At 65.9% G+C, this 16,647-nt stretch carries 19 protein-coding genes; 16 read left to right on the plus strand and 3 right to left on the minus strand.

The features are described 5' to 3' along the window. The first annotated feature begins 48 nt into the window (after positions 1 to 48). From Q8M13_RS18775 to Q8M13_RS18795, 5 genes are all read left to right on the plus strand, one after another. Positions 49 to 1,095, plus strand: a complete 1,047-nt coding sequence (locus tag Q8M13_RS18775) for a hypothetical protein (RefSeq protein WP_305301696.1) — start codon at positions 49 to 51, stop codon at positions 1,093 to 1,095. Positions 1,096 to 1,227: 132 nt separating this feature from the next. Next, a complete protein-coding gene (locus tag Q8M13_RS18780; protein WP_305301697.1) occupies positions 1,228 to 1,839 on the plus strand; it encodes an ATP-dependent Clp protease proteolytic subunit in 612 nt (203 codons plus the stop codon). Between the two features lie 4 nt (positions 1,840 to 1,843). Next, positions 1,844 to 3,457 (plus strand): alpha-amylase family glycosyl hydrolase, encoded by a 1,614-nt coding sequence (locus tag Q8M13_RS18785; RefSeq protein WP_305301698.1) that lies wholly within the window; start codon positions 1,844 to 1,846, stop codon positions 3,455 to 3,457. A gap of 17 nt (positions 3,458 to 3,474) precedes the next feature. Beyond that, on the plus strand, positions 3,475 to 4,581 hold the full coding sequence (locus tag Q8M13_RS18790) for an aromatic ring-hydroxylating dioxygenase subunit alpha (protein WP_305301700.1): 1,107 nt from the start codon (positions 3,475 to 3,477) through the stop codon (positions 4,579 to 4,581). Positions 4,582 to 4,592: 11 nt separating this feature from the next. Beyond that, positions 4,593 to 5,375, plus strand: a complete 783-nt coding sequence (locus tag Q8M13_RS18795; protein ID WP_305301701.1) for an alpha/beta fold hydrolase — start codon at positions 4,593 to 4,595, stop codon at positions 5,373 to 5,375. A 70-nt stretch (positions 5,376 to 5,445) separates the two neighbouring features. On the opposite strand, the gene Q8M13_RS18800 is transcribed toward Q8M13_RS18795, so the two are convergent. Further along, entirely contained in the window at positions 5,446 to 6,078 is a 633-nt protein-coding gene (locus tag Q8M13_RS18800; protein ID WP_305301702.1) for a glutathione S-transferase family protein, read from the minus strand. Positions 6,079 to 6,154: 76 nt separating this feature from the next. Between Q8M13_RS18800 and Q8M13_RS18805 the strand changes: the two genes are divergently transcribed. The 6 genes from Q8M13_RS18805 (at position 6,155) to Q8M13_RS18830 (ending at position 10,616) form a co-directional block, all read left to right on the plus strand. After that, entirely contained in the window at positions 6,155 to 7,795 is a 1,641-nt protein-coding gene (locus tag Q8M13_RS18805) for an acyl-CoA dehydrogenase family protein (protein ID WP_305301704.1), read from the plus strand. 338 nt (positions 7,796 to 8,133) lie between these two features. Next, on the plus strand, positions 8,134 to 8,349 hold the full coding sequence (locus Q8M13_RS18810; RefSeq protein ID WP_305301705.1) for a hypothetical protein: 216 nt from the start codon (positions 8,134 to 8,136) through the stop codon (positions 8,347 to 8,349). Further along, a complete protein-coding gene (locus Q8M13_RS18815) occupies positions 8,346 to 8,999 on the plus strand; it encodes a TetR/AcrR family transcriptional regulator (RefSeq protein ID WP_305301707.1) in 654 nt (217 codons plus the stop codon). The genes Q8M13_RS18810 and Q8M13_RS18815 overlap by 4 nt, the downstream gene beginning before the upstream one ends. Before the next feature lie 192 nt (positions 9,000 to 9,191). Beyond that, complete coding sequence (locus Q8M13_RS18820) at positions 9,192 to 9,800, plus strand: TetR/AcrR family transcriptional regulator (protein ID WP_305301708.1); 609 nt, start codon at positions 9,192 to 9,194, stop codon at positions 9,798 to 9,800. A 41-nt stretch (positions 9,801 to 9,841) separates the two neighbouring features. Next, positions 9,842 to 10,045 (plus strand): twin transmembrane helix small protein, encoded by a 204-nt coding sequence (locus tag Q8M13_RS18825; protein ID WP_305301709.1) that lies wholly within the window; start codon positions 9,842 to 9,844, stop codon positions 10,043 to 10,045. Between the two features lies 1 nt (position 10,046). Then, positions 10,047 to 10,616, plus strand: coding sequence for a cob(I)yrinic acid a,c-diamide adenosyltransferase (locus Q8M13_RS18830; protein ID WP_305301710.1), 570 nt, complete (start codon positions 10,047 to 10,049; stop codon positions 10,614 to 10,616). On the opposite strand, the gene Q8M13_RS18835 is transcribed toward Q8M13_RS18830, so the two are convergent. Next, positions 10,613 to 10,927, minus strand: a complete 315-nt coding sequence (locus Q8M13_RS18835; protein ID WP_305301711.1) for a hypothetical protein — start codon at positions 10,925 to 10,927, stop codon at positions 10,613 to 10,615. The genes Q8M13_RS18830 and Q8M13_RS18835 overlap by 4 nt on opposite strands. A gap of 158 nt (positions 10,928 to 11,085) precedes the next feature. Between Q8M13_RS18835 and Q8M13_RS18840 the strand changes: the two genes are divergently transcribed. Together Q8M13_RS18840 and Q8M13_RS18845 are read left to right on the plus strand one after the other, a co-directional pair. Continuing rightward, positions 11,086 to 11,832 carry an electron transfer flavoprotein subunit beta/FixA family protein gene (locus Q8M13_RS18840; RefSeq protein WP_305301712.1) on the plus strand — a complete coding sequence of 249 codons (747 nt, stop codon included), beginning with the start codon at positions 11,086 to 11,088 and terminating at the stop codon, positions 11,830 to 11,832. Continuing rightward, a complete protein-coding gene (locus Q8M13_RS18845; RefSeq protein WP_305301714.1) occupies positions 11,832 to 12,776 on the plus strand; it encodes an electron transfer flavoprotein subunit alpha/FixB family protein in 945 nt (314 codons plus the stop codon). Before Q8M13_RS18840 ends, Q8M13_RS18845 begins: the two co-directional genes overlap by 1 nt. An 88-nt stretch (positions 12,777 to 12,864) precedes the next feature. Here the strand turns inward: Q8M13_RS18845 and Q8M13_RS18850 are convergent, their stop codons facing one another. After that, a complete protein-coding gene (locus Q8M13_RS18850) occupies positions 12,865 to 13,230 on the minus strand; it encodes a hypothetical protein (protein WP_305301715.1) in 366 nt (121 codons plus the stop codon). Positions 13,231 to 13,349: 119 nt separating this feature from the next. On the opposite strand from Q8M13_RS18850, the gene Q8M13_RS18855 reads away from it, so the two are divergent. From Q8M13_RS18855 to Q8M13_RS18865, 3 genes are all read left to right on the plus strand, one after another. Continuing rightward, positions 13,350 to 14,228, plus strand: a complete 879-nt coding sequence (locus Q8M13_RS18855) for a LysR substrate-binding domain-containing protein (protein ID WP_305301717.1) — start codon at positions 13,350 to 13,352, stop codon at positions 14,226 to 14,228. Between the two features lie 133 nt (positions 14,229 to 14,361). After that, on the plus strand, positions 14,362 to 15,240 hold the full coding sequence (locus Q8M13_RS18860) for a 3-hydroxybutyryl-CoA dehydrogenase (RefSeq protein ID WP_305301719.1): 879 nt from the start codon (positions 14,362 to 14,364) through the stop codon (positions 15,238 to 15,240). A gap of 98 nt (positions 15,241 to 15,338) precedes the next feature. Next, positions 15,339 to 16,601, plus strand: a complete 1,263-nt coding sequence (locus Q8M13_RS18865) for an EAL domain-containing protein (RefSeq protein WP_305301720.1) — start codon at positions 15,339 to 15,341, stop codon at positions 16,599 to 16,601. Positions 16,602 to 16,647 lie beyond the last annotated feature (46 nt).

Below are 16,647 nucleotides of genomic sequence, written 5' to 3' on the forward strand. Positions count from 1 at the left end.
GATTGGTGGAAATCCCGTCCTAACCTCACTGCGCCGGACCTCGCCTCGATGCTGAATTGGATCTACGCCACCCTCGGCCATGCGTGGGGCCCGTTGCGGCTCTTCGACTCGTTCTTTTTCCTCGCGGCCATCGGCTTCGCCTTCAGCGCCCTGGCCACCTGGATCGTCCTGCCGCGCGTATGGTCCAGGCTCCCGACCGACCGTGGCCGCGCCTTCGCGGTGAACGCCGATCAAAGCGTCGGCAAGCCGCTCAGCGCAGGCCTGGTCTTCGTCAGCATCTTCTGCATCGCATCGCTGATCTTCGTCCCCTTCGGCGCCCGCAGCCTGCTGACCCTGCCGTTCGTGGTCGCGGCGATGGTCGTCGGCTATCTCGACGACCGCCGCGGCGGTTTCAGCGAATATCAGCTCGCGGTGATGGACCTAGCCATCGCACTGGGCGCCTCGATGGTGATCTACGCCCTGGCCCCGGCCACCATCTGGCTGCCAGGCTGGAAGGGCGTCATCGTCCTGGCCCCCTGGATCGCCATTCCCTTGGCGACTGGGGTCATCTGGCTCGCCATCAACGCCACCAACTGCTCGGACGGAGTGGACGGTGTTTCGGGCAGCCTGACCGGCACCGCCATCCTGCTGCTGGGCGGCCTCCTCTATACGGTGATCGGCAATGAGATCGTCGCCCAGCACCTGAACATCCCCACAAATCGCGAAGGGGCGAGCTGGGCGATCATGGCCTTCCTCATGGTCGGGGCGATCGGCGGCTATCTCTGGTACAACGCCACGCCCAGCCTGGTGCTGATGGGCGACGCCGGCTCGCGGCCCATCGGCCTGCTGATCGGCATGCTGGTGGTGGCGACCAACAACCCGCTGTTCCTGCTGCTGATCGGCTCCGTGATCCTGCTCAACGGCGCGACCGGCTTGGTGAAGGTCGCGCTGATGCGCTTCTTCGGGCTGAAAATCCTCGCCGGGGTGCGGTTTCCCCTGCACGACCACTGTCGCAAGGAGCTGGGCTGGTCGAACACCCAGGTCTTGGTGCGCTTCATGCTGGTCCATCTGGGCGTCTCGGCCCTGCTGGTCATACTGGCGCTCAAGCTGCGCTAGGTCGCCAAGCCAGATAAAATCACCGAAACCCGTCAAGCTTTGGCAATAACCGCCTGCGCATAGCGCTCGGGCACTTGCGAACTGGCGCTGCGCATCGCACGTTCCAGTCCTATCGAATTGGAGACCTCCCCTATGCGTAACTGGCGCCTGGACGAAGACGACGACGGCGACGAGAACGCCCGCAAGCCCGACATGCCTATGACGTCTGGGCCCGTCCAGAATGCGTTGTTCAAGTCGCGCACCGTGCTGGTGTTCGGCGAAATCGACATGCGCCTGGCCGAGCGGGTGACCGCTCAGCTGCTGGCGCTGTCGGCAGAGAGCGACAAGCCGATCAAGGTCGTGATCAATTCTCCCGGCGGCCACGTCGAGAGCGGCGACACCATCCACGACATGATCCGCTACTGCGGTCCTCAGGTGAAGGTGATCGGGACCGGCTGGGTCGCCAGCGCCGGCGCCTCGATCTTCCTGGGCGCCCAGAAGGAAAGCCGCTTCTGCCTGCCCAACACCCGCTTCCTTCTGCACCAGCCCATGGGCGGCGTGCGCGGCCAAGCCTCGGACATCCAGATCGAGGCCGAGGAGATCGTGAAGATGCGCGAGCGCGTCAACCGCATGATCGCCAAGGAAACCGGCCAGCCCTACGACAAGATCGTCAAGGACACCCAGCGTAACTTCTGGATGGGGGCCGAGGCCGCCGTCGAGTACGGGCTGGTGTCCAAGATCATCAACAACGCCACCGAGGCCTAAGGTGATGGCCGCGCCCTGGTGGAAGGGCGCGGTCGTCTACCACGTCTATGTCCGCAGCTTTTTCGACTCGGACGGCGACGGCCACGGCGACCTGAACGGCGTCCTGGCAAAACTGGACTACATCGAGAGCCTTGGCGTCGACGCCATCTGGCTCTCGCCTGTCCACCCCTCGCCCAACCGCGACTGGGGCTACGACATCTCCGACTATGAGGGCGTCCATCCCGACTACGGGACGATGGCCGATCTGGAAGCCCTGGTGACCACCGCTCATGCGCGCGGCCTGAAGGTCATGCTGGACGAGGTGTTGGCCCATACCTCCGACGAACACGCCTGGTTCGCCCAGAGCCGCGACGGCGGCGCCGAAGGCGAGAAGGCCGACTGGTACGTCTGGGCCGATCCGGCGCAGGACGGGACCGCGCCGAACAACTGGCTGTCGGTGTTCGGCGGCCCGGCCTGGGCCTACCAACCCGCGCGCCGCCAGCACTATCACCACAAGTTCCTGCGCCAGCAGCCCAAGCTGAACTGGCGTCAGCCGCACGCCCAGGAGGCGGCGCTGAAGGTGCTCGACTTCTGGCTGGCCAAGGGGATCGACGGCTTCCGGCTCGACGTCGCCGGCACCTTCCTCCACGACGACGCCCTGACCGACAATCCCGCTGTGCCGCCGGCCGAACGCACCCGCCATCACTGGTCCCACGCCAGCGAAATGCAGCGCCACCTGCACGACTCCAACTTGGCCGAGAACATCCCGCTGCTGGACGTGATCCGCCGCCGGGTGGACGCCCACAACAACGACGGCGAAGGCGAGCGGTTCGTGTTCGGCGAGTTTTCCGAGGAGGAGGAGCGCTGCGGAGCCTATTGCACGCCGCAGGAGGGCCTGCACTCGGCCTACACCTTCGTGCTGCTGCACGCGCGCAAACTGGCCGCCCAGGTGTTCCGCGAACACTACGAGACGCTGGGACGCTTCCCCGACCACTGGCCCTGCATCTCGTTCTGCAACCACGACATCCCGCGCACCGCCAGCCGGTTCGGCGGCGGCGAGGACGTCGCCCGGCTGATGCTGGCGCTGCTGCTCAGCCTGAAGGGCACCACCCTGCTCTATCAGGGCGAGGAACTAGGCCTGCCCGAGGCCCGCAGCCTGACCCGGGAGGAAATCCGCGATCCGGTGGGCGATCTCTACTGGCCAATCTCGAAGGGCCGCGACGGCTCGCGCACGCCGATGCCCTGGACCGAGAGCGCCAATCTCGGTTTCTCGACCGCCAAGCCCTGGCTGCCCGCCGCGCCGGAGCACGTCGGCCTGTCGGCGGCGAGCCAGGACGGTGATCCGAATTCCACATTGGCCTTCTCGCGGGCGCTGATCGCCCTGCGGAAGGCTACGCCCGCCCTTACCGTCGGCGAGATCGAGATGATCACCACGCCCGAGCCGGTGCTGGCCTTCATCCGCTACGAGGGCGCAGAGCGCATCGCCTGCGCATTCAATATGAGCGCCGCCCCGGCCATCTTCGGCGACGAGCGGCTGGCGGGCGGCGAACTCCTAACGCCCTCGACTGGCGAGGCCAGTCTCGACGGCGCGGCCCTGCACCTGGGACCTCACGCCGCCCGGTTCCTGCGGCTCGCCTGACGCGCTAGAAGAGGCCCATGGCCGACGGCGAAACAAAGCAAGCCCGCACCCCCACTGCCGACATCAAGTTCGGCCGCGGGTTCCTGCACGACATCTGGTACTTCGCGGCGCTTTCCAGCGACCTGAAGGCCGGCAAGCTGCAGCGCTACGAACTACTGGGCGAACCGGTGCTGCTTGGCCGCGACCGAGCCGGCAAGGTCTATGCGCTGAAGGACATCTGTCCGCACCGCGCGGCCCCGCTATCGGCCGGCAAGCTGACACGGGAAGCCGACGGCGCCGAAAGCGTCGAATGCCCCTATCACGGCTGGCGATTCCGGACAGACGGCGCCTGCGCGGCCATTCCCTCGTTGGTCGACGACCAGGCCATGGACGTCAGCCGCATCCGGGTCCGCAACTATCCGGCCACCGAGAGCCAAGGGCTGGTGTTCGTCTGGATCAGCTCCGATCCCCGCTTCACGGGCGAGCCGTCCGAACCGCCGCCGGTCTTCCCCGGCGTGGTCGGCGGCGGCCCCAAGCTGGTCGACCGCATGGAGTTCGACGCCCATATCGACCACGCGGTGGTGGGTCTGATGGACCCGGCGCACGGCCCCTACGTGCATCAGCAATGGTGGTGGCGCTCGGCCAAGAGCCAGCACGAGAAGGCCAAGAAGTTCGAGCCCCGCGAGCAGGGCTTCGCCATGGTCCGCCATGAACCGTCGAAGAACAGCCGCGCCTACGCCGTGCTCGGCGGCGAGCCGCTGACCGAGATCACCTTCCGTATCCCAGGCATGCGCTGGGAGCACGTGACCGTCGGCCAGCGCCAGGTGCTGTCGCTGACCTGCCTGACCCCGATCAACGAGGCCAAGACCAAGATCACCCAGATCGTCTGGTCAGATCACCCGGCGTTCCTGTTCCTGAAGCCGTTCATCGCCGCAGGCGCACGCGCCTTCCTGCGCCAGGACGGCGACATGGTGAACCTGCAGAACGAGGGCCTGCGCTACGACCCTGCTCTGCTGTGGATCGACGACGCCGATCGCCAGGCGAAGTGGTACCAGCAGCTCAAGCGTGAATGGACCGCCAGCCGTCAGGCCGGTCGGCCCTTTGCAAATCCCGTGGAAGCCGCCACCCTGCGTTGGCGCAGCTAGGCGGGGACACCATGGACTTTACGACCAGCGACGGCCTCTCGGTCAGCTACGACGACATCGCGCCGGAGGGCTATGAGCGGGCGATCCTGCTGGTCCACGGCTTTGCGTCGAACCGCAACGAAGGCTGGAAGCGCACCGGATGGTACGCGGCGTTGGAGCGGCGACGGTTCCGCGTCATCGCGCTGGACCAACGCGGCCACGGCCAGAGCGCAAAGCCGCATGAGCCGGAAGCCTATCGACGTGAAAATCTGGCCCGCGACGTGGTGGAGTTGATCGACCACCTGGGAATCAACCGCGTCGATCTGTTCGGCTATTCCATGGGTGCGCGGGTCGCCTCGGCCGCGGCGCTGGTGGCCCCTGACAGGTTCTCCAACCTCATCCTGGGCGGGGTCGGAGACAAGATGCTGAGCGAGCGCCCCTCGGCGCGCGGCGACGTGATGGCCCAGGCGATGCTGGCCGAGGATCCCGAGAGCATCACCGAGCCCTTCCTGCGCAGCTTCCGCCAGTTCGCCGACGAACAGGGCGAGGACCGCCAGGCGCTCGCCGCCTTCGTTCAGGTGGAAAATCCACCCCTCGACACGGACAGCTTCGCGACCCTGCCGATGCCGGTTCTGGCGGTGGCGGGCCAGCGCGAGACCAATGGCGATCCGGAAGTCCTGGCCAAGGCGTTCGCCCACGGCCATGGCGTGATCATCCCCGGCTGCGACCACTTCTCGGCCATACCGCACGCCCTCACCAAGGCCGCGGTGTTCGACTTCATCGACGGTGTGCTCGACGATCCCTGGGCGCGGTAGAGCTGCTCAAAGAAGGCCCCTCCCCCGACCTCTCCCCAGCGGGGAGAGGAGTAGAATATTTCCGGCCCGCCTAGTCCTTCGGACCCATGTTGTAGGGGCCGCCCTTGGCGAGCGCCGCGCGGTAGGCTGGGCGGTCTTGGAAGCGCTTCACCCAGGCGGCGATGTTCGGATAGGCGGCGTAGCGGCCGAAAGCCCCGACGATCTCGCCGACGAAGCTCATCTGGATGTCAGCCGCCGACAGTTCCGAGCCCATCAGATAGTCACGGCCTTCAAGCACGCCCTCGACATAGCCGAGATGGTTGGCGATCTCGCTCTCGATGCGCGGGTGCAGCGGCGCGCCGGCCTCGCCCAGGCGCCCGACATACATGAACAGCATCAGCGGCAGCATGGCCGAGCCCTCTGCATAGTGCAGCCACTGCTGATAGGTGTCGTATTCGGGCGTATTGGCGGCGGGAGCCAGGTCGCCCGCGCCGTGATGGCGCAGGACGTAGTCGATGATCGCGCCGGACTCGATGACCGTCGCCGCGCCCTCGGTGACCACCGGCGACTTGCCGAGCGGATGCACCGCCTTCAGCTCCGGCGGCGCCAACCGCGTCGTCGCGTCGCGCTGATAGGATTTGATCTCGTAGGGAAGCTTGAGCTCCTCCAGCAGCCAGAGGATGCGCTGCGAGCGCGAGTCGTTGAGGTGATGAACGACGATCATGGCCGGCTCCGGTTTCTCTGTTCTCGAGGCGTACAGGCCAGCGTGACGGGCGACAAGCTTCGCCTATAGTTGGCGGATGATCTTGCAGAACCTACCCGCTCGCCTCACAGAGGCCGCCGACTCCGCCGAAGCCCTTGTCGCCCGGATGAAGCAGGCGACCATGGCCCGCGTCAGCTCCGAGGGCCGCCTCGACCGGCGCGCGCTCGACGCCGAACAGCATGTCGCCCACGGCCTGGCCTGGGCGGCGTCCTATGCCGAGACCCTTCGCCAGACTGCGGCCTGGGCTAAGGCGCTGGACGCCGAGGGCCGGCTGGGAGAAGCCGAGGCCCTGCCCGCGCAACTGCTCGCCTTTGAATATCTGAGCCAACTGGCCGGCGGGGTGCCGATGAACCAGGGCGAGACCTTCCGCCCCGGGGACCTTGGCCTGGACGCCGGTGACCTTGCGCCGATCATCGAACGCCTGCGGCCCGGCGCATCCCAGGCGGTGAAGACCAGGATCGTCGCGCTGCTGGAAGCCGCGCGCGGGCGCCCCTCGCTGGAAGCCAGCGGCCTCGACGAAACCCTGGAACAGGTCCGTGATCAGTTCCACGCCTTCACCAACGAAAAGATCTCGCCGCACGCCCATGGCTGGCATCTGCGCGACGAACTCATTCCCCTGCCGCTCATCGAAGAGTTGGCGGAGCTCGGCGTTTTCGGCCTGACGGCCCCCGAGGCCTACGGCGGATCGGGTCTAGGCAAGGTGGCGATGTGCGTGGTGTCCGAGGCGCTGTCTCGCGGCTGGATCGGAACCGGCTCGCTGGGCACCCGCTCGGAGATCGCGGCCGAACTGATCCTGGTCCACGGCACCGATGAGCAGAAGCAGCGCTTCCTGCCGGCCATCGCCTCGGGCCAGATCATCCCGACCGCCGTCTTCACCGAGCCGGAAGCTGGATCCGACCTCGGCTCGCTGCGCACGCGCGCTGTTCGCAATGGCGATGCCTGGCAGGTGACGGGCGCCAAGACCTGGATCACCCACGCCGCCCGCGCCGACCTGATGACGCTGCTGGTGCGGACTGATCCAAGCTCGAAGGACCATCGCGGACTGTCGATGTTCCTGGCGGAGAAACCGCGCGGAACGGTGGCCGCGCCCTTCCCGGCCGCGGGCATGGACGGCGGCGAGATCGGGGTGATCGGCTATCGCGGCATGAAGGAGTACGAGATCGCCTTCGACGGCTTCTCTGTCCCGCACGCCAACCTGCTCGGGGGCCAGGAGGGCCAAGGCTTCTCTCAACTGATGGCCACCTTCGAGAGCGCCCGGATCCAGACCGCGGCGCGGGCGATCGGCGTCGCGCAGTCAGCCCTCGACCTCGCCCTCGACTATGCGCTCGCCCGGCGTCAGTTCACCCAATCGATCGCCGACTTCCCCCGGGTGGCCAACAAGCTCGCCTATATGGCGGCCGAGATCCTCGGCGCTCGCCGCCTGGCCTGGTTCGCGGCCGGCACGAAGGATGAGGGGCGTCGCTGCGACCTTGAGGCCGGCATGGCCAAGCTGGTCGCCGCACGGGTCGCGTGGGCCTGCGCCGACAACGCTGTCCAGATCCACGGCGGGACGGGGTTTGCGGTCGAGCAGCCGGTAAGCCGCGTTCTGGCCGACGCTCGGATCCTGAACATCTTCGAGGGCGCTGGCGAAATTCAGGCCCAGGTCATCGCGCGCCGGATGCTTGAAGGCGCGAACTAGCCCTTCGCGCGCGCCCTCCATAGGCCCGCTTCGCATTACAAATTTTCAATGCTGGGCCGGCCACCCGACCTTTTGGCAGGACCCCTGCCTCTTTATGTTTCAACGTTATACGAGCATGCTCAGCGATTGAGAATCTTTCGAAGTCTTGTGATGCGGCCTGAAAACGTCTGAAAGTGACCGCAAAACGCCGATCTGCGACGTCGCGCCACACGGTCAAGCCGTACTTGGTGGTCTAGACCCAGAGGGTATTCGTATCGCGGAACGAGTTCGTTGAACACGATCAACAAAACCCTTCGCTTGGACGCGCCGTTTCGAAGGGCTAAGAGGAACAGGTGGTCATGATGACCTACGACACCGCTGTCCGACTCCCCCCGGGCGGCAGCCAATCCGAAGTTGAAGTGGGTCAGTTCGCCGCTGGTCTGCGCGCCGCTTCCCAGACCGGGGCGCGCGTCGCGCTGCGCCTCGTCGAGCTGTTCGAGAGAATTGTGGAAGAGTTTTGCGTAAAGTTCGAACAGCCAGCGACACCGGCCATGGCGAGGATCATCGCCCGATGAAACACGTCTCAGGCAATATTGAAGTCGCCGGCGAAGCCGAGGTCCGCGTCCCCACCCGTCGCGCCCTGGCCAAGCAACAAACCCGCGCCAAGGTGCTGTCGGCCGCGCGTCGCCTGTTCTCTGAGTCGGGCTACGAAGGCGCCACCATCCGCGACATCGCCGCCGAAGCGGGCATGTCGACCGGCGCGGTGTTCGCCAACTTCGCCGACAAGTCCGACCTGTTCCGCGAGATCATGGTCGCCGACATGGAGTCGCTGGTCGAAGCCATGCGTGACGGCGTCTCTCGCGGTCGCGGCGTCGACGACACTCTGCTGAAGCTCTTCATGGCTGGCTACGCCTTCTACAAGAGCCGCCTGCCGCTGGCCCGCGCGGCCTTCAGCATCTCCTGGCAGCCTGACCAAGGTGCGGAACTGCGCGACCTGCAGCCGGTGCAGATGATCCAAGATCTCTTCACCGAACAACTGACCTTGGGCGTCGAACGCGGCGAGCTTTCCCAAGAAGCAGAAGCCAAGCTTCGCAGTCAGATGCTGTTCGACTGCTATCTGTCCAATTTCAACGAAGCGATCTTCGGCGGCTGGAGCCTTGAAGCGCTTCAAGCCAAGGCGAAAGATCAGATTCGCGTGATCCTGGCCGGCGCTCGTCGCGGCTGAAAACTAGATTAGCTGAGGCCAGGGCGAGATTTGATCCAGCGAGATCAGATCTCGCTCTTGGTTTGCTCAGCAATTTCGGGCTTTTGCCCCGCGACGAACTGTCGCATCAATATCCACACTGCATTCCTGAGCCGGATTCGCCGTAACCAACAGGCGGGAGCGCACGCTTTTGATGTGGGCCGGGGAAAATACTTGAGCGCACGAAAGTCTCAGAAAGAAGCGACGCGTCAGCGCGTTCTCGACGCCGCCAGGGAGCTGTTCGAGTCGGACGGCTACGAGGCGACGACCGTGCGTGAAATCGCCAAGCGCGCCTTGGTGTCCGTGGGCAGCGTCTTCACCACCTTCTCGTCCAAGGGCGACATACTCAGCCAGGTCATGGCCGACCGGCTGGACGCGCTCTACGCCGAGCTCGACCGGGTCGTACCCCACCTGCGCGGCTCTACGCCCGACCGCCTGCGCTCGATCTTCGCGATCCACTACGCCTTCGAGACCCGCCGTACGCGGTTGTTCCTGGCCCATATCGCCGCGGCCTATAATTGGACGCTCAGCCCTACCAGCCGGCCCTATGGGCGCACGCCGCGCCTGAAGCAGGTCATCCGGGACTGCATCGCCGAAGGCGTGACCCGCGGCGACGTCGGCCCCAACATCAATCTCGACCTGGTGGTAGACGCCCTGCTGGCCTCCTACGCCTGGACCTACCGCCTGGCCGCCTGGGAGGACGCCGACGCCGAAACCATGAGCGCGGTGATGGACCGCCATATCGGCCTGCTGGCGGACGGATTCCGCCCGGCCCCAGCTTAAGCCGATAGGCCCGAGGCGGTGTTCCAGGCTAAACTAGCGGCATGAACCTCTTCACCTACCTCATTCCGATCAGCCTGGCGGCGGTGACCCTTACGCTGTTCGTCGGCCTCTTCGCCCTGTTCCGAGGCGGCGATTTCGGGCGTTCCTATTCGAACAAGCTGATGCGGCTGCGCGTGCTGCTGCAGGCCGTCGCGATTCTCGTCCTGGTCGGCGCCGTCTGGTGGCGGCACAACGCCGGCGGCTGATGTGGTCACGCTGAATAAAATCTACACCCGGACCGGCGACGCCGGCGCCACCCGTCTGGCCAGCGGCGAGCAGGTCTCCAAATCGTCGCTCCGGGTCGAGACCTACGGCGCGGTGGACGAGGCCAACGCCTGCGTCGGCATGGCGCGGTTGCACACCGCCGCCGACCCTGAGTTCGACGCCATGCTGGCGCGCATTCAGAACGAGCTGTTCGACCTGGGCGCAGACCTGGCGACCCCGCCGCTGAAGGACGAAACCCACACCCTGCGCATGGTCGATAGCCAGATCGAGCGGCTGGAGCGCGAGATCGACACGATGAACGCGCAACTGCCGCCGCTCACCTCGTTCATCCTGCCGGGCGGCACCGCCGCGGCCGCCAACCTGCACCTGGCGCGGACCGTCTCGCGACGCGCCGAGCGCGCCGCCGTCGCCCTGGCGGAGTCCGGGCAGCAGGTCAGCCCAGCCGCCATGAAGTATTTGAACAGGCTATCGGATTTCCTGTTCGTGGCCGCGCGTCACGCCAACGATCAGGGCCGCGCCGAGGTGTTCTGGAAGTCCGGCGCGACCCGCTAGTTCTTGGCGGCGGGCGCGGCCTCGGCCGCCTTGGCGGCCGGACGAGCTTCGGTATCGCCAGCGGCGCGCGCCTTGGCGGCGTCGGCCTTCGCCGCGTTGCGGGTCTCGTCGTTCTTGATGACCCGGCCGGTGATGTCGGAGATCAGCACCGGGCTCGCGCAGGTCCGGCTGCGCCAGTCCCACCAGTCACCCGCAGCTTCGCACTTCTGGCCCGGCCAGACCCAGCCGATGTGATAGGCGAAAGCGCCTGCGCTCAGGATGGCGAAAGCGGCGAGGAAGATCAGCTTAAGCCGGTCGATCGTACGGTTCATGGCGTCGTTCTATTCATCGATTAAGGCGGCTGCTAGCGATGCGATCCGCCGAAATTGGGGCGAAGTGTGACCCGCCACCGACTTGCAAAGCGCGTCGGAAGCGTTATGCCGCATCCGACCGATTTTTTCGCAATGCAAATTTGAGGCGCTAGCAACCCATGAAGGTGTTGGTCCCGGTCAAACGGGTGATCGATTCAAACGTCAAGGCTAGGGTGAAGTCCGACCAATCGGGCGTCGACCTCGCCAACGTCAAAATGTCCATTAATCCCTTCTGCGAAATCGCAGTCGAAGAGGCTGTTCGCCTCAAGGAAAAGGGCGTCGCCACGGAAGTGGTCGTCGTCTCGATTGGACCGGCACAGGCTCAAGAAACCCTGCGTCAAGCTCTGGCCATGGGCGCCGACCGTGGCGTCCTGATCCAGTCGGACCAGGATCTGGAGCCGCTGGAAGTCGCCAAGGTGCTCAAGGCGGTCATCGCCGAAGAAGCCCCCGGCGTCGTCATCATGGGCAAGCAAGCCATCGATGGCGACAACAACGCCACCGGCCAAATGCTGGCGGCCCTGCTCGACTGGCCCCAGGCGACCTTCGCCTCGGCCATCGAACTGTCGGCCGACAAGGCCAAGGTGACTCGCGAAGTCGACGGCGGTCTGCAGACCATCGAAGCGACCCTGCCGGCGATCATCACCGCCGACCTGCGCCTCAATGAGCCGCGCTACGCTTCGCTGCCGAACATCATGAAGGCGAAGAAGAAGCCGCTGGACGTCAAGGAAGTCGCCACGCTGGGCGTCGACCTGAAGCCGCACCTGAAGGTCCTGAAGGTCGCTGAGCCCGCCAAGCGCTCGGCCGGGATCAAGGTCGAAACTGCTGGCGACCTGGTCGCTAACCTGAAGACCGCGGGGGTGCTCTAATGGCTGTTCTCGTCATCGCCGATCACGACAACGCGTCGCTGAAGGACTCCACCAACAAGACCGTCACCGCCGCGCTGGTCCTCTCGGGCGACGTGGACGTGCTGGTCGCTGGTAAGGACGCCAAGGCAGCGGCCGACGCCGCCGCCAAGATCGCCGGCGTCCGCAAGGTGCTGCTGGCCGAAAGCGACGAGCTGGGCCAAGGCCTGGCCGAAGCTGTCGAAGCCACGGTCCTGCCGCTGATGGGGGGCTACGACGCCGTCCTGACCCCGGCCACCTCGCAAGGCAAGAACTTCAGCCCCCGCATCGCGGCCAAGCTGGACGTCGCGCAGATCTCGGAAATCGTCGAAGTCGTCAGCAACGACACCTTCGTGCGCCCGATCTACGCCGGCAACGCGCTGGAAACCGTCCAGTCGTCCGACGCCAAGAAGGTGATCACCGTCCGCGCCACCGCCTTCAAGGCGGCTGGTGAAGGCGGCTCGGCCTCGGTCGAGAACGTCGCCGCCGGCGCCGCTTCGGCCAAGATCAAGTTCGTCGATCAACAACTGGTCAAGTCGGCTCGTCCCGAGCTGGCCGGCGCCAAGATCGTCGTCTCCGGCGGCCGCGCCATGGGCTCGGCTGAAGAGTTCTCCAAGGTCATCGAACCGCTCGCCGACAAGCTCGGCGCGGCGGTCGGCGCCAGCCGCGCGGCGGTCGATGCGGGCTACGCCCCCAACGATTACCAAGTCGGCCAGACCGGCAAGGTCGTGGCTCCCGAGCTCTACGTGGCCATCGGCATCTCCGGCGCGATCCAGCATCTCGCCGGCATGAAGGACTCCAAGGTGATCGTTGCGATCAACAAGGACGCCGACGCGCCGATCTTCCAAGTGGCCGATTTCGGTCTGGTGGCGGACTACAAGACCGCCGTGCCGGAACTGATGGACGCCCTGACCGCGGCCGGAAAATAGCCGACAGCGCTCAACTACATTTTTGAAATGCGATCAGGGGCGGCTCCGCAAGGAACCGCCCCTTTTTCGCGCCTGCGCTGGTGTGGGGTCAGCGCTTTGCGATGGCAGATGTCGTCGCCGGCTGGCCGAGGGTGAGCATGACCTCGCGCCCGACAAGCTCCGGCGGCGCCTTGGTGGTGCGGACATTGCGCAACGCCGCAGCGACCTGGTCGTCGAGTTCGGCCGAACCGCTGGCGCCGACCACCTGGGCGCCGTTGAGGCGGTCAAGACCGACCCGAGCGCGCACGGTCACGGTCCGGCCGCCAAGGTCCACGCCACGGTCGGCCAGACGTTCATTGGCGTCGCCGGCCGCGGTCGCGACATATCGTTCGACATTGGCCGGCGCGGCCTGAGCAAGGAGAGGCGCGGCGGACAGCAGGCCAGCCACGCTCAGCAGGAGAAGCTGGGCTTTCATGAGGTCGTTCCTGGTAAACGAGGAGGGGAGCGGCGCCGCCCCATCGATATCGGCCTGATCGCCCCCTGTTACGAACGATGGTTATTGCCCAGGGCTGTTAGCGAGACTAACAACCCGACATGGCTCGCCTACCGCCGTTCTTCGCACTTCGCGCTCTCGCCATCGCTGCGCGCCTGCGCAGCTATAGCCGCGCGGCTGAAGAACTGTCGGTCACCCACGGCGCGGTCAGCCAGCAGATCCGGCGGCTGGAGGAAGACCTCGGCGCGCGGCTGTTCGCCCGCAAAGGCAACGCTATGATCCCGACGCCCGAGGCCGACCGGCTGGCAGGGGAAATCGAACGGGCGATGCACATCCTGCAGAATGCAGTCGAAGCATTTTCCCAGGCCGCCGAGCGTGACCCGCTGGTCGTCAGCCTTGATCCGCAGTTCGCCGCCCGCTGGTTGCCCACTCGCCTGCCGCGGCTGACCGCCGATCCGTCCGGGGCGAATGTCGATCTCGTGGTGGAATCCCGGCTGGCGAATTTCGTCACCGACGGGGTCGATATGGGGATTCGCTACGGGCCAGGCCCCGGACAGGACGTCGAAAGCGTCCTGCTGCTGCGGGAACAACTCTTCCCGGTCGCAAGCCCGGCCTTGGCGGCGAGGCATGATTTCCGGACCCCAGCCGACTTGCTCAAGGCGCCGCTGCTACGCCACCGCCACCGCGCCTGGAACCTCTGGTTCTCGGCCTATGGCCTGACCGATCCAGGCGACGGCCTGGAGTTTGAAGACTCCATCCTTGTGGTGGAATCCGCCGCTCACGGCATGGGGGTGGCCCTTGCCCGCAGCGGGTTGGTCGAACAGGATTTGGCCACCGGACGTTTGGTCCGACTGCTGCCGCACGCGGTTGAGAACGACCACGCCTTCTTCATCGCGTGGCGCTCGGATAACCCGAAACTTCGGCGCATACACGCCCTGCGCGACTGGTTGCGGGCTGAGGTCGAAGCCTCAGCTTCCTAAGGCTATTTTCACCGCCGCAGTTACGCTGCGACGCAGCAAAAACCTTGGCGACAGCGCCGCTCCCCATGTTAGAAACCCGTCACAAGCGGCTGCGGCTGAGACCGTATCCGTGTCATTCGAGGCAGTTTTCGGCATGGTTCAGATCAAGTCGGTCGGCGTCATCGGCGCGGGCCAAATGGGATCGGGCATAGCGCATGTTTGCGCACTCGCGGGCTACGACGTGCTGCTGCACGATGTCAGCGAAGACAAGATCGCATCGGGCCTGTCGCTGATCGAGCGCAATCTCAGCCGGCAGGTCGTGCGCGGCATCATCGACCAGGCCGCCATGGACGGCGCCATCGCCCGCATCAAGGGCGCCCCCGAGCTCCAGGCCATCGGCGCGACCGACATGGCCATTGAGGCGGCGACCGAAAATGAAGAGGTCAAGAAGGCCATCTTCAAGGCGCTGACCCCGCACCTCGGCCCGGACACCATCCTGGCCTCGAACACCTCCTCGATTTCGATCACCCGCCTGGGCGCGGCGTCCGACCGTCCCGAGCGCTTCATCGGCCTGCACTTCATGAATCCAGTGCCGCTGATGAAGCTCGTGGAAATCATCCGCGGCATAGCGACCGACGCGCCGACCTACGAGACCGCCGTCAACTTCGCCAAGTCGCTGGGCAAGACCACCGCCAACGCCGAGGATTTCCCCGCCTTCATCGTCAACCGCATACTGGTTCCGTTGATCAACGAGGCGATCTACACCCTGTACGAAGGGGTGGGCACGGTGGACGCCATCGACACCGCCCTGAAGCTGGGCGCCAATCATCCGATGGGTCCGCTGGAACTCGGCGACTTCATCGGGCTCGACACAGTGCTGTCGATCATGAACGTGCTCTACGAAGGCCTCGCAGATTCGAAGTACCGTCCCTGCCCGCTGCTGGTGAAGTACGTCGAGGCCGGTTGGCTGGGCCGCAAGGCCGGCCGCGGCTTCTACGACTATCGCGGCGAGACGCCGGTTCCGACGCGATAGAGGCGCCTTGGCGCCCAGGTTGGGCGCAAAGCCGTTAATCCATTCGACTTGTCCAGCTTCGCCGTCCGATACTCCGGGTGATTCGGACACGCGGGCTCATGCGGCAGTTCACCTCGGTGGCGCTTTCGGCCACCTACCTCTGTCTCGCTCTGATCGTCGCCCTGCTGCTGTGGCGGAACGGAGGAGGCTGGGCTGCGGGCGTCGCCGCTCTGGTCGGCGGTCTTGGCCTCTGCTTCGCCGTCCATGGTCTGGTCGCCCAATCCCTGAAATTGCGCGCCGTCCGCAAGGAATTGGAATCGCTGCGCGACGCCCAGCGGATCATGCTCGGCCAAATGGAACTGGTGGACGCGCGAATGAGCGAAGTCGCTGACGCGGTCAGCGACGACGTGAACCGTTCCGAGGCGCTGTCCGACGAAGTCCACATGCTGGAGGACTTGGTCGAGCGCATGGGCCACCGGCTGGAAGAGCGCGTCACGGTCGCGCCCTTCGCCGCTCGTCAGGACGCCAATACCCGGGCCCGCCAATCGGCGGCCCTGCTCGACACCGTTCGCGCGGCCCTGGCCGAGAACCGCGTCGATCTCTACCTGCAACCCATCGTCGGCCTGCCTCAGCGCCGGACCGTCTTCTACGAAAGCTATTCGCGGCTGCGCGATGAAAGCGGCCGCGTCTTGATGCCGGCCGAGTATCTGGCGGTCGCCGAGCCCGAAGGCCTGGTCACCTCGATCGACAACCTGCTGCTGTTCCGTTGCGTGCAGATCGTACGCCGGCTGGCCAAGCAGGACCGCAAGGTCGGCATCTTTTGCAACATCTCGATCGCCAGTCTCGCGGACGAGACCTTCTTCCCGCAGTTTCTGGAATTGCTCGCCGACAACCGTGACCTGGCCGGCGCCCTGATCTTCGAATTGGGACAAGCCGCCTTCGACGCGCGAGGCGCGGTCGAGGCCCGCAACATGGGCCGGCTGGCCGAGCTCGGCTTCCGCTTCTCCCTCGACAAGGTCCACGACCTCGACATCGACTTCCACGACCTGGCCCGCGCCGACGTGAAGTTCCTGAAGGTCAGCGCGCCCTTCCTGCTGGAAGAGCTGCTCGAGACCGAGGATGGCCTGGTGTTCCGCTCGATGCCCGACCTCGCGGCCCAGGATTTCGCCTCGCTGACCCGCCGCTACGGCGTCGATCTCATCGCCGAGAAGGTCGAGAGCGAGCGCCAGATCGTCGACATCCTCGAACTCGACATCGCCTTTGGCCAAGGCCACCTGTTCGGCGAGCCCCGCGCCATCCGCGACGCGGTCCTGGCCGAGACCGATCCCCCGGCTGAGTTCCTGCATCCGAACCCGCGCAGGCGGGTCGGGGCCAGGGGCTGACCGGCTTCGGCGCATTGACCTTCGTCGCACGGCCCGGTACCGCCCG

Source organism: Phenylobacterium sp. (assembly GCF_030681155.1).
Classification (GTDB): Bacteria; Pseudomonadota; Alphaproteobacteria; order Caulobacterales; family Caulobacteraceae; genus Phenylobacterium.

Bases quoted from the DNA above. Each gene is read 5' to 3' on its own strand.
- Q8M13_RS18775 (WP_305301696.1), top strand. From the start codon at position 49: ATGCTGAATTGGATCTACGCCACCCTCGGCCATGCGTGGGGCCCGTTG.
- Q8M13_RS18780 (WP_305301697.1), top strand. From the start codon at position 1,228: ATGCGTAACTGGCGCCTGGACGAAGACGACGACGGCGACGAGAACGCC.
- Q8M13_RS18785 (WP_305301698.1), top strand. From the start codon at position 1,844: ATGGCCGCGCCCTGGTGGAAGGGCGCGGTCGTCTACCACGTCTATGTC.
- Q8M13_RS18790 (WP_305301700.1), top strand. From the start codon at position 3,475: ATGGCCGACGGCGAAACAAAGCAAGCCCGCACCCCCACTGCCGACATC.
- Q8M13_RS18795 (WP_305301701.1), top strand. From the start codon at position 4,593: ATGGACTTTACGACCAGCGACGGCCTCTCGGTCAGCTACGACGACATC.
- Q8M13_RS18800 (WP_305301702.1), bottom strand. From the start codon at position 6,078: ATGATCGTCGTTCATCACCTCAACGACTCGCGCTCGCAGCGCATCCTC.
- Q8M13_RS18805 (WP_305301704.1), top strand. From the start codon at position 6,155: ATGATCTTGCAGAACCTACCCGCTCGCCTCACAGAGGCCGCCGACTCC.
- Q8M13_RS18810 (WP_305301705.1), top strand. From the start codon at position 8,134: ATGATGACCTACGACACCGCTGTCCGACTCCCCCCGGGCGGCAGCCAA.
- Q8M13_RS18815 (WP_305301707.1), top strand. From the start codon at position 8,346: ATGAAACACGTCTCAGGCAATATTGAAGTCGCCGGCGAAGCCGAGGTC.
- Q8M13_RS18825 (WP_305301709.1), top strand. From the start codon at position 9,842: ATGAACCTCTTCACCTACCTCATTCCGATCAGCCTGGCGGCGGTGACC.
- Q8M13_RS18835 (WP_305301711.1), bottom strand. From the start codon at position 10,927: ATGAACCGTACGATCGACCGGCTTAAGCTGATCTTCCTCGCCGCTTTC.
- Q8M13_RS18840 (WP_305301712.1), top strand. From the start codon at position 11,086: ATGAAGGTGTTGGTCCCGGTCAAACGGGTGATCGATTCAAACGTCAAG.
- Q8M13_RS18845 (WP_305301714.1), top strand. From the start codon at position 11,832: ATGGCTGTTCTCGTCATCGCCGATCACGACAACGCGTCGCTGAAGGAC.
- Q8M13_RS18850 (WP_305301715.1), bottom strand. From the start codon at position 13,230: ATGAAAGCCCAGCTTCTCCTGCTGAGCGTGGCTGGCCTGCTGTCCGCC.
- Q8M13_RS18855 (WP_305301717.1), top strand. From the start codon at position 13,350: ATGGCTCGCCTACCGCCGTTCTTCGCACTTCGCGCTCTCGCCATCGCT.
- Q8M13_RS18860 (WP_305301719.1), top strand. From the start codon at position 14,362: ATGGTTCAGATCAAGTCGGTCGGCGTCATCGGCGCGGGCCAAATGGGA.
- Q8M13_RS18865 (WP_305301720.1), top strand. From the start codon at position 15,339: ATGCGGCAGTTCACCTCGGTGGCGCTTTCGGCCACCTACCTCTGTCTC.